11 protein-coding genes are annotated in these 10,937 nt (G+C 64.8%); 4 read left to right on the forward strand and 7 right to left on the reverse strand.

Going from position 1 to position 10,937, the window contains the following annotated elements; translation table 11 throughout:
* Positions 1-73: 73 nt before the first annotated feature.
* Positions 74-625, reverse strand: a complete 552-nt coding sequence (locus tag Q8M13_RS12760) for a peroxiredoxin (protein WP_305300330.1) — start codon at positions 623-625, stop codon at positions 74-76.
* 141 nt (positions 626-766) lie between these two features.
* Here Q8M13_RS12760 and Q8M13_RS12765 point away from each other — a divergent pair, with 141 nt between their 5' ends.
* Positions 767-1,738 (forward strand): phosphoribosylaminoimidazolesuccinocarboxamide synthase, encoded by a 972-nt coding sequence (locus Q8M13_RS12765; protein ID WP_305300331.1) that lies wholly within the window; start codon positions 767-769, stop codon positions 1,736-1,738.
* Positions 1,739-1,750: 12 nt separating this feature from the next.
* Here Q8M13_RS12765 and Q8M13_RS12770 read toward each other — a convergent pair whose 3' ends face one another.
* The 5 genes from Q8M13_RS12770 to Q8M13_RS12790 all read right to left on the reverse strand — a co-directional run bounded on the left by Q8M13_RS12770 (position 1,751) and on the right by Q8M13_RS12790 (position 6,641).
* Complete coding sequence (locus Q8M13_RS12770) at positions 1,751-4,105, reverse strand: TonB-dependent receptor (protein ID WP_305300332.1); 2,355 nt, start codon at positions 4,103-4,105, stop codon at positions 1,751-1,753.
* Positions 4,106-4,419: 314 nt separating this feature from the next.
* On the reverse strand, positions 4,420-4,686 hold the full coding sequence (locus Q8M13_RS12775) for a hypothetical protein (RefSeq protein ID WP_305300333.1): 267 nt from the start codon (positions 4,684-4,686) through the stop codon (positions 4,420-4,422).
* 64 nt (positions 4,687-4,750) lie between these two features.
* A complete protein-coding gene (locus tag Q8M13_RS12780; protein WP_305300334.1) occupies positions 4,751-4,966 on the reverse strand; it encodes a DUF2188 domain-containing protein in 216 nt (71 codons plus the stop codon).
* Between the two features lie 335 nt (positions 4,967-5,301).
* Entirely contained in the window at positions 5,302-5,904 is a 603-nt protein-coding gene (locus Q8M13_RS12785) for a 2-hydroxychromene-2-carboxylate isomerase (RefSeq protein WP_305300336.1), read from the reverse strand.
* Positions 5,905-5,915: 11 nt separating this feature from the next.
* The gene (locus Q8M13_RS12790; RefSeq protein ID WP_305300337.1) at positions 5,916-6,641 is read right to left on the reverse strand and encodes an SDR family NAD(P)-dependent oxidoreductase; all 726 of its coding nucleotides are present in this window, start codon (positions 6,639-6,641) and stop codon (positions 5,916-5,918) included.
* 84 nt (positions 6,642-6,725) lie between these two features.
* Between Q8M13_RS12790 and Q8M13_RS12795 the strand changes: the two genes are divergently transcribed.
* Positions 6,726-7,169: a helix-turn-helix domain-containing protein gene (locus Q8M13_RS12795; protein WP_305300338.1), complete on the forward strand. Its 444-nt coding sequence runs from the start codon at positions 6,726-6,728 to the stop codon at positions 7,167-7,169.
* A gap of 6 nt (positions 7,170-7,175) precedes the next feature.
* Here the strand turns inward: Q8M13_RS12795 and Q8M13_RS12800 are convergent, their stop codons facing one another.
* Positions 7,176-9,251 (reverse strand): prolyl oligopeptidase family protein, encoded by a 2,076-nt coding sequence (locus Q8M13_RS12800; RefSeq protein ID WP_305300448.1) that lies wholly within the window; start codon positions 9,249-9,251, stop codon positions 7,176-7,178.
* A 230-nt stretch (positions 9,252-9,481) separates the two neighbouring features.
* Here Q8M13_RS12800 and Q8M13_RS12805 point away from each other — a divergent pair, with 230 nt between their 5' ends.
* Both Q8M13_RS12805 and Q8M13_RS12810 read left to right on the forward strand, forming a co-directional pair.
* Positions 9,482-10,279, forward strand: a complete 798-nt coding sequence (locus tag Q8M13_RS12805; RefSeq protein ID WP_305300339.1) for an acyl-CoA thioesterase domain-containing protein — start codon at positions 9,482-9,484, stop codon at positions 10,277-10,279.
* A gap of 3 nt (positions 10,280-10,282) precedes the next feature.
* Entirely contained in the window at positions 10,283-10,894 is a 612-nt protein-coding gene (locus Q8M13_RS12810; RefSeq protein WP_305300340.1) for a histidine phosphatase family protein, read from the forward strand.
* Positions 10,895-10,937: the final 43 nt, after the last annotated feature.

Below are 10,937 nucleotides of genomic sequence, written 5' to 3' on the forward strand. Positions count from 1 at the left end.
AAAGTGGTTGTAGGGCAAGGGTTGTCGCTCGCCGTGCCCCCTCCGCCCGAAGGGAAGGGGGCCGGCGGCGCGCCTATTTCTTCTTCGGGTGGCTGGCGTTCCAGGCCTTCACGGCGGTCATCGTCTCGGTGACGTGGTCGTTGGCCTTCATGTCGGAATAGGCGTGGATGACTTGGCCGGAGGGCGAAATCACATAGGACGTGCGGCTCGACCAGCCCGGGCGCACTGCCATCGTGGCGTCGTAACTGGCGGCAATCTTGGCGCTGGGATCGGCGGCGACCGGGAACTTGCCCGAGCACTTCTCGGTATCGGCCGAGAAAGCGGCCAGCTTGTCGAGGTTGCCTGAGGTCACGCCGATGACGGTCGCGCCCTGCTTCTTAAAGTCGTCGGTCGCCTCGGCGAACAGCCGGGCTTCCAGGTTGCAGCCGGCGGTCTCGGCGGCGGGGAAGAAATAGAGCACGACGGGACCCTTCTTGCGGGCCTCGGCCATGGAGAAGGTGATGGGCTTGCCGGCCTGATAGCCCTGGGCGGTGAAGTCGGGGGCCTTGGCGCCTTCCTTCAGCGCCGCGAAGGCGGGCGTGGCGGCCAGGGTGGCGAGAGCGGCGGCGAGGGCGAGGCGGCGCATGCGGTATTCCTCCGTGTTGTGGAGACTATACGGAGCGTAGGCCTCTTTGTCTTCGCGGTGCTTGAGGTTCGCGGCGGGGGCTGGCCTGACCGCCGGAATAGGCTAGAGAGCCTGCTCCTGGTTTCGGCGCGGATCACCTCCATGGACAAGACGGCCCTTACGCGGCACGCCCATCGCGTTCTGCGCGACGCGATCATTCCCGAATTGCCGAGCCCGTATTTCGGCAAGGTGCGCGACAACTACGATCTGCCGGACGGCCGGCGGATCATCATCGCCAGCGACCGGATCAGCGCCTTTGATCGCATCCTGGCGGCGATCCCCTTTAAGGGCCAGGTGCTGACCCAGACCGCGCGGTTTTGGTTCGAGAAGACCGCCGACATCTGCCCCAACCACGTCCTCAGCTACCCGGACCCGAATGTGGTGATCGGCCGCCGGCTGGACATCCTGCCGGTCGAGATCGTGGTGCGTGATTACCTTGCCGGCACGACCGGCACCTCGATCCTGACGCTCTACAAGCAGGGCCAGCGCGAGATGTACGGCCACACGCTGCCCGACGGCCTCACCGACAATCAGAAGCTGCCGACGCCGATCATCACCCCGACTTCCAAGGCGTTCGACGGCGGCCACGACGAACCGCTGACGCCCGAGCAGATCGTGGCGCAGGGGCTGCTGACCGCCGAGCAGTGGGAGACGCTCTCGACCTACGCGCTCGCCCTGTTCGCACGCGGACAGGAGATCGCAGCCGAGCGCGGCCTGATCCTGGTCGACACCAAGTACGAATTCGGAACCGACGCCGAGGGCCAGATCATCCTGGCCGACGAGATTCATACGCCCGATTCCAGCCGCTACTGGTTCGCGCAAAGCTATCCGGAGCGGTTCGCCGCCGGGCAGCGGCCCGAGAGCTTCGACAAGGACTTCGTCCGCTCGTGGGTGGCTGAGCGCTGCGATCCCTACAAGGATCCAATCCCGGAAATTCCGGCGGAGATGCTGGTCGAGACGGCCGCCGTCTATATCCAGGCCTTTGAGACGATCACCGGCCAGGTCTTCGAGATCGAAGAGAGCGACGAACCCGTCCTGGAACGGATCCGCCGCAATCTCGCGCAGTTCTTCTAGAGGCCCTGCTTTCTAAAAGGTCTGGCGGAAGGTCACGCCGATCGTGCGTGGCTGGTTGGTCTGATAGCCGTAGCGGGCGCGCAGGCCGCGTTCGCGGTCGATCGAGAGCAGGGCGCGTTCGTCGGTGAGGTTCTGGACGAACAGCGCCAACTCGAAGTCGCGATAGCGAAGACCGCCCCGCAGGTTGACGATCTGGTAGTCAGGCAGTTCCAGCGGGAAGCTGAGCGTGGACACCGTGGGCGCGCCGATCCCGAACAGGGCGACATCCCGCGGATTGTCCTCCTGGTCGGAAACCTGCGTGAAGCGGTCGCCGACATACTGCCAGGTCAGGTTGCCGAACGGCGTCCATTCCCCCCACTGATCCCCGACATAGTTGAGGCTGAAGGCGGCCTGGAACTCCGGCACGGTCGGCAAGCGATTGCCGTCCCGCAGGCCCTGGATCGGGACGCCGGCGGCGTCCTCCACGCTCGAGGTCAGCTCGGCGTTGTTGTAGGAGGCCGAGGCGGCGACATCGAAGTTGCTGTTGAAGCTGTAGGATAGTTCAGCTTCGACCCCGGCCGACTTGGCCTTGGGCACGTTGACGATGACGCGCGAGGAGCAACTGCCGGCGTCGATGGTGGCCTGCAGGTTTTCAATGTCGGAATAGAAAGCGGCGAAGGTCAGGGACCCACGCCGGTCCGCGAACTCGGCCTTCACGCCGGCCTCGTAGTTCCAGACGGTCTCATTGTCGAAGCTGGGCGTGGACAGGGCGTTGAAGGTGGCGAAATCGGCCGGCGTGCAGAGCGGCCGATTGAGCGGGTCGTTGATGCCGCCAAGCCGGAAGCCCTTGGAGGCCTGGGCGTTCAAGGTGATGTCGTCGGTGGCCTTGTAGGCGACGATGACGCGGGGTGCGAAGTCGTCTGCGTCGGTGTCGCCGGGCACGTCGATGGTGCGTTCGGCGAAGATCCCGTCGAAGGTGAGGGTGCGGGTTTCCTCATAGCTCGACCAACGCAGGCCCGCGGTGATGTCGAGCCGCTCGTTGACTGACCAGGTCCCTTCGCCGAACAGGGCGTACTGGTTCTGATCGTAGGGCACGACGGAGTAGTAGAGCGCGTCTCTAGGCGCGGCGGGCCCAGCCGTGGGAATGCCGGTGAGGGCTTCAAAACCTCGGACATCCAGGATCTGGGAATAGTCGCGCTTCACGTCGCTGTAGAAGCCGCCGATCACCCAGGCGAAGGGGCCATCATCGGTATTGGCCAGCCGGATTTCCTGGGTGAAGGACTTCACCTTGGTGGCGTCGTTGAGCGGGGCGTTTAGGGTGTAGACCGGCTCTGGTAAGCCGATACTGCCGCCGGTGATCGAGCCGGTCAGGGCGGTCGCATCGCGGATCACCAGGACATCGCGATCCTGGTAGGTCGAGATCGAGGTCAGGCCCAGGGCGCCGAAATCGTACTGGATCGTCAGGTCGGCAAGCAGCAGCTCGTCCTCGAACTTCTCCTGAAGCTGGGTGAACTGCTCGAGATCGCCCAGCGTCACCGCCGGGCGGGTCGTCGTGTAGGGATTGGCCAGGATGTTGAAGAGATCGACGCGGTTGAAGCCGTCCACGTCGATCTTCTGGTACAGCACACGCGGGGTGATGCTGAGTTGGTCGGTGGGCTGGATCAGCAGGGCGGCGCGGACGCCGGCGCGGGTCCCGCCATTCACGTCCTGGTCGACCCAGCCGCCGGGCTGAACCGCATCAATGAAGCCTGCATAGTCGGTCGCGTAGCCAACGATGCGCAGGGCGACCTTGTCGCTGAACGGCATATTGACCATGGCCTTGATCTCGGCGCCGGTCTGGCCGTCCTTGACCCCGCTCAACGTGGCTTCGACCGCGCCCTCCAGTCCGGCGGTGGTCGGCTGGTTGGTGATGTAGCGGACGGTCCCGGACAACGATCCTGAGCCGTAGAGCGTCCCCTGTGGGCCGCGCAGCACCTCGACCCGGTTGAGGTCGAAGAGGTCGATGTCGGGGGTGAAAAGCGAGAGCGAGATCACCGACTCGTCGAGATAGACCCCGACCTGTTCCTTCACGCCGGGCTGGTCACGAACGATCTGGCCGGCGGAGATGCCGCGGATCGCGACCTGGCTTTGGCCTGGGCCCAGGTTCTGGACCGTGAAGTTGGCGATGTTTCGCGAGAGCTCCTCGATATTGGTCGCGCCGCGCTCGCGCATCTTGGTCTCGCTGAGCGCGTTGATCGAGAACGGCACGTCGATCAGCGCCTCGTCGCGCTTACGCGCCGTGACGAGGAGTTCTTCGACAGTGGATTGCGCCAGGGCCTGGCCGGCCGGCAGCGCCATGATGAGAGCAAGCAGACTCACTTGAGCCGCGGAGCCGCGGTGATACGCCATGATGTCCTCCCTCTGACCCCATTGCTCGGCGATCTCTGGCGAGGCGCACGGCATGGGTGTTCTGAGAGGAAGGGTAATCCCTTGGCGCCAGTCGCTGTCTAGCGCCGTTGTCGTGCCGGAAAATGCAGCCTGAACAATGGTCTAGCTAGATTTTTAGGGCGGGCGATCACGCAAACCCTTAGCTGGGGCGGTTTAGCGGCGATTGGTGGTCGCATCGCGTGGGCCATTGCGCCTGTGGCGCCGATCGCACAGTGGGCGGAGCATCGACACGCGCAGGCCCGACAGGTCCTGCGCGGTCTGATTTCGTAGGGGTTTTAGCCGAGGTCGAGTTTGCTGACGTCAACGCCGCCGGCCACCACCTTGACCTGCAACAGGCGCATTTCGCCGCCCGTGAAGCTGAGGTCCTGAACCGGGATTTCACCATCGCGCCGGATGTTGGATGCATCGCGGAGCGTGAGGCGCAACGTCATGGCCTCTCTTTCGACCCCGGCCAGCAGAGCAGCTTCGATTTCGCCGCAGAACTTGGTGGCCAGCGAGCCGCGGGGCGGGACGGGGCGGCGGACGGGTGTCTCGGGGTTCATTACGAAGGCTCCGGTTAGATGAGCCGAACCACGGGACCCCCGCGCCTAGGCTGGTGGGTGGGTGCTATGCGGAAGCGAAGAAGCCGTGCTCGCCAGTGACCCGCACTTGGCATGGCCGGCCTGCGTCCTGCGCAGCGCGAGCGCGCTTGTTCGCGGCGGCCTTGGCTTCTTCCTTGTCGATGGTGTGGTCGAAATACTCGCCGCCGTGTTCAACGGCCCAACGGCCGTCGTGGCGCGCCACGGTGAAAATGGAACGATCGGCTGAATCTCTAATGGCCATGCGGATAACTCCTTCTGTCCACGCCGGCGCGTCGTCGGGCGCGACGGCGGCAAAGTCCCACGCCGCAGGGCGCGCGCGGATGCGCGACTCCTGGAGCGTCGGGGCGAATGTCGTTTATCTATAGGTAATACGCGAAGAAGTCTGCGTATTTCGGCCAAGCGACGTTCGATCTCGTCGGCTGAGAGGAAAATCTCGCTGAATCCACGACTGGTCGTGGGCTCGAATTCATGTGTTGATTTGCGTGTTGAAATCCTGCGGATCAGCTCATTTTGATTTGGCTCATATCGACGAAAACTGATCCGCAGTTACTGAAGATTATTCGCGATGTCTTGGTTTCAGGCCGCGAGTTGCTCTTCCACCTGGCCTAGCCGTTCCTTGCCGAAGAAGATCTCGTCCCCGACGAAGAAGGTGGGGATTCCGAACGCGCCCCGTGCGGCGGCGGCCTCGGTGTTGGCGATGAGCTCGGCCTTCACCTCGGGGTCTTGGGTAGCGTCCAGGAGGGCGCGAGCGTCGAGCCCGGCCTCGGTCAGCACGTCGGCCACCACGGCGGGGTCATCCATTTTCAGGCCCCGTTCCCACATTCCCGCGAAAACCGCGCGGGTATAAGCGCCTTCGACCCCCATGCGGCGGGCGGCGATCAGGCCGCGCATGATCAGCAGGGTGTTGATCGGGAAGTGGGGGTTGTGCCGGTACTGGCTCAGGCCGTGCTTCTCGATGAACCGGCGGGTTTCGAGCGCCTCATAGGCCAGTTTTCCCTTTATCTCGCCAAAAGCCGTCATGGGCGCCTGATTGCCGGTGAGCTTGAAGATGCCGCCCAGCAGGCAAGGGGTTACCTTGATGTCGGCGTCGGTGCGCCGGGCGATGTCCGGCAGGATGCAGTGGGCGAGATAGGCGTTGGGGCTCGCGAAATCGAAGATGAACTCGACAGTCTTTCCCATGGGATTCTTCCTCACCAGCTTTCCGACCAAGGGCGCAAATCGAGTTCGTGCGTCCAGGCCGAGCGTTGTTGTTTGTGGAGCCAGACGTAGTTGCTGGCGATTTCCTCAGGCTTGAGGATGTCGTCGCGATCGACCCGCTCTTGGCGGTCGGGAATGTTGGTGCGGGCGAAGACGCCATCGATCGCGCCGTCGACCACTACATGGGCCACATGGATGCCGCGCGGGCCTAGTTCCTTGGCGGCCGACTGGGCGACAGCCCTCAGCGCCTGCTTGGCGGCGGAGAAGGCCGAGAAACCCTGCCGGCCGCGCAGTGAGGCCGAGGCGCCGGTGAACAGGATCGTGCCCTGGCCCCGGGGCAGCATCACTCGGGCTGCTTCGCGACCTGTCAGGAAGCCCGCGAAGCAGGCCATTTCCCAGACCTTCTGGAAGACCCGGCTGGTCGTCTCGGTCAGCTCGAAGCGGACATTGGCTCCGATGTTGAAGACCACCACCTCCAGCGGCCCGACCTCACGCTCAATGCGGTCGAACAGGGCGATCATTTCGTCCTCGGAGCGGGCGTCGACGCCATAGGCGTGAGCCTTGCCTCCATCGTCGCGGATCGACTGGGCCAGTTCTTCGAGTTGGCCGATATTGCGGGCTCGGCGCGTGATGCAGACCTCGAGCCCCTCCTTGCCGAAGGCGCGGGCTATCGCCCCGCCGACCCCGTCTCCGGCTCCGACCACCAGACAGACGCCCATGGCTCATCTCCCGTCAGTTTATTTTCTGGACGGACGATGGTATCGAATCTGGACCCGGTCAACAGGGGGTGAGCGAGGTACGCGATGAAGTGGGAAGATTTGGCGCAGGAGCCGTGCTCAGTGGCGCGTTCGGTCGCGGTCATTGGTGATCGCTGGACCCTGATGATCCTGCGCGATTGCTTTCTGGGCGTGCGCCGTTTCGAAGCTTTTCAGGAACGGCTGGGGATCTCGCGCACCATCATCGCCGACCGCCTGAAGCATCTGACGGAGGAGGGCGTACTGAGGCGCGTGGCCTATCAGGAGCACCCGGTCCGCCATGAGTACCGGCTGACCGACAAGGGCCTGGACCTGCATCCGGTGGTCATGGCCATCGTGCACTGGGGCGACCGCCACTATGCGGGCGAGGCGGGGCCGCCGCTGCTGCACCGGCACAAGACCTGTGGCTGCGATTTCCATCCGGTGCAGACCTGCTCGGAATGCGGCGAGCCGGTGGACGCCCGGGCGGTCGAGACGCGCCCGGGCCTCTAGGGCGCTTCAGTCCATCAACTGCTGCGTCAGATAGGTGTATTCCAGCGCCTGACGCTTGGCTGTCTCGTTGAGATTGGCCGCTGCGGCGTGACCGCCGTCGATGTTCTCATAATAGAGGTAGTCGTAGCCCAGTTCCTTCAGGCGGGCGGCGGCCTTGCGGGCGTGGGCGGGATGGACCCGGTCGTCCTTAGTGGAGGTCTCCAGGAACACGCGTGGGTAGGGCTTGCCCTTGGCGAGCTTCTGATAGGGCGAATAAGTGTCGATCACCGCTCGCTCGGCCGGATTGGCAGGATCGCCGTATTCGCCGACCCATGACGCGCCGGCGCCGATGTGGGTGTAGCCGATCATGTCGAACAGCGGCACCTGGATAACCACGGCGTTGTAGAGCTCCGGCCGCTGGGTCAGGGCGACGCCCATCAGCAGCCCGCCGTTCGAACCTCCCATGATGCCGAGCTTCTTGGGATTGGTGACCTTACGGGCGATCAGGTCCTCAGAGACGGCGAAGAAGTCGTCATAGACCCGTTGGCGATTGAGCTTCAGGCCGGCCTCGTGCCAGCGCGGCCCGAACTCCCCACCGCCCCGGATGTTAGCGATGGCGTAGACGCCGCCGCGTTCGAGCCACAGCTTGCCGACGCTGGCGGCGTAGCCGGGGGTCTGGGACACTTGAAAACCGCCATAGGCGTAAAGCAGGGTCGGCGCCGAACCATCCAGTTTCAGATCCTTTGGCCGCGCTAAGAAGTAGGGGACTTTGGTTCCGTCCTTGGAGGTCGCCCAGTGCTGCTCGACGACGTGCTTGGATGCGTCGAACCGGGCCGGCATGGTCCGCAGGGTGTCGGACTTGCCGGACGCCGCGTCCGCCAGGACCTGAGTCGAAGGGGTGAGGAACCCGGCGATGTGCAAGATCAGGCTGTCATCGTGGTCCGAGGCTGATGCGATCCCGACCGAGATGTCCTTCGGCAGGTCGAGCTGGGTCGAGGTCCAGCCCTTGGGGCCGTGCTGGAAACTGAGGATGCCGCCCTTCACGTTGTCATACAGCGCCACTACCAACCGGTTGCGGGTGGTCGCGACCTGTTCCACCGCCTGACTGGCGGTCGGGCGCAGAACCAGCGCCGGCCTCACCGAGGCGGCGTCGGTTTTCAGGCCCGCCAGATCCATCGCCAGCAGGTCGCCGGACTTGCCGTCGGCCGCGGCCCAATCCTCCTCCAGGGTGAGTATCATCTGACCGTCGATTAGGCCCTGGACCGAGGACCGCAATGGCAGCGGCAGCTTGGTCGCGCCAGCCGGGCCGATCAGGTGATGCTCGGCGTTGAAGGTGTCGAGCGGTCGGTGGGCGATCAGCGCCTGCAGCTTGCCGTCGGCGTCGCGCAGGGCGATCGGCGAGACGCCGTATCCGCCGTCGTCAGCCTTGCCGCGGAAGACTTCATGGGCGTCCGACAAGGGTTGGCCGCGCTTCAGCAGCTTGATCACATAGGGATAGCCGGAGGTCGTGACCTCGCCCTTGGTCCACTCGGTGGCGACGGCCAGGGTGTCGGCGTCGACCCAGGCGAAGCGATGCTTGCCCTCGGGTAGCAGGAATCCGCCCTTGAGGAACTGGCCGGTCTGCATGTCGAACTCGCGGACCTCGACGGCGTCCTTGCCGCCATCCGACAGAGAGACCAGGCAATAGCGGTCGTCCGGCGCTAGGCAATCGGCGCCTTTCCAGACCCAGTTCTTGCCCTCGGCCTTGGCCAGGGCGTCGATGTCCAAGATGGTGCGCCACTCGGGCTGGCCGGTGCGGTAGCTTGCGAGCGTGGTGGATCGTAGGACGCCGCGTACGTGCTGGGCGTCCTGCCAGAAGTTGCGCAGGGTCTGGTCGCCCGTGAAGCCGACGGCTGTGATCCGGTCTTTGGCCGTGGCGATCGCCAGCGCGTCCGCATAGAGCCCGGCATAGCGCGGGTCGTTCTGCAATTGCGGCAGGGAGCGGTCGTTCTCGGCCGTGGCGAAGGCCATGGCGCGGGGACCTTCGATCTCCTCCATGTAGACATACGGATCGTTCGAATCGGGCAGGGCGGCGGCGGGGAATGCGGTCATGCCGCTCAACATGGCGCCGATGGCCAATTTTCCAAGGAACGGGACGCGCATGAAGAGACTGCCTGGGGACTGTTTCACCAGGTTCGGGTTCTGACAGGGCCGGCTTGGGCGCGCAAATCGAGAGCGGTGAAGCAAGCCTGGACGCGTCCCGATGGCGCAGTCCGGCGTCCAGATATTCCGAAATGGCGAAGCTGAACCTGCAGTCTAGTTCGCTGACCGGGAATCCGTCATGGTCCCGCGCCATGACAAACGAACCCTTTTTCAAACGGGACGGTCAATATTTCGTCCCAACCTCCGCCTGCCGTGGTCCCTGGAATCCGAAATCCCTGCATGGCCGGGTAATTATCGGCCTTCTGGGCTTCGAACTTGAACAGCGACATGGTGATCCGGAATTTCTGCCGGCGCGCCTGACGGTCGATATGTACAAGCTGCCCGGCTTCGATCCGATCGAGATCACGACCAAGGTCGTCCGTGAGGGCAACCGCATCCGGGTCGTCGACGCCGAGTTCATTTCCGGCGGCGTCAGCATGGGACGAGCCACCTGCCAGTTCCTGAAGCGCACCGAGAACCCCGAGGGCGTGATCTGGAAGCCGCTGGCCTGGGACGTTCCGAAGCCCGCCGATATCGAGCCTCCGCCCGAGCGTCCGATGGGCGGCATGTGGGCGACCCGCCAGATCAGCGGCGGCTTCGCCTCGAGCGAGCAACGCCGGATTTGGATGAGCGAAGTGCGTGAAGTGGTAGAAGGCACGCCGCTGACCCCGTTCCAGCGCGCCGCCGTCGCCTGCGACTTCGCCAGCCCCGCCGCCCACGTCAGCGACCAGGGCCTGGGCTACATCAACTCCGACGTGACCCTCTATCTGCACCGTCTGCCGGCCACCGAATGGATCGGCTTCGAGACCACCTATCACGACGCCGACGACGGCGTGGCGGTCGGCGAATGCCGGCTCTATGACGAGCAAGGTCCGATCGGCCTGGCGAGTTGCGCGGCCTTAGCCCAGCGGCGCCTGCCGCCTCCGCCGCCGCCTAAACCTGCGAGCTGAGCAATGACTGACCATCTGCTGTTCGTCACCCACTCCGAGGTGGTGATCGATCCGGATCAACCGATCCCGGATTGGCCGCTGTCAGAGGTGGGGCGGGCGCGGATGGTCCAGTTCGCCGAGGCGCTGGCCACGGGCGACATGCCCGTGGCGGGCGTCTGGTCGAGCGACGAGCGCAAGGCCCGCGACAGCGCCGCGATCATCGCCGGGCGCCTGGGGCTGGAGCCCCGTATCGAGCACGGCCTCCACGAGAACGACCGCAGCGCCACCGGCTATATCGCGCCGCCGGAGTTCTGGGAGGTGGTGGCCCAGTTCTTCGGCCGCCCGGACGAGAGCGTCCGGGGATGGGAGACCGCCAGGGCCGCCCAAGCTCGGATTGTTCAATCTGTTGAGCAGGTGTTGGCGGCCGAGACTGCGCCCGGCCTCATCGTCGTCGTCTCCCATGGCGGCGTGGGGCAATTGCTGACGGCGCACTTGCAGGGCGTGGAAATTGGCCAGGAAGACCGCCCAGGCAATCCTGGCGGTGGATGTTGGATCGCCATTGGTCGCCAAGATCTCAGGCTCGCCGGCGCGTGGCAGGATATTGAGGCCTACGAACCCGTTTCGTCCCCACCTTAAGTCGAGCGCGACCCGAGGCGTTGTTCCCCGCTAGGATGGGCTC

It is taken from the genome of Phenylobacterium sp., from assembly GCF_030681155.1.
Taxonomy (GTDB): domain Bacteria; phylum Pseudomonadota; class Alphaproteobacteria; order Caulobacterales; family Caulobacteraceae; genus Phenylobacterium.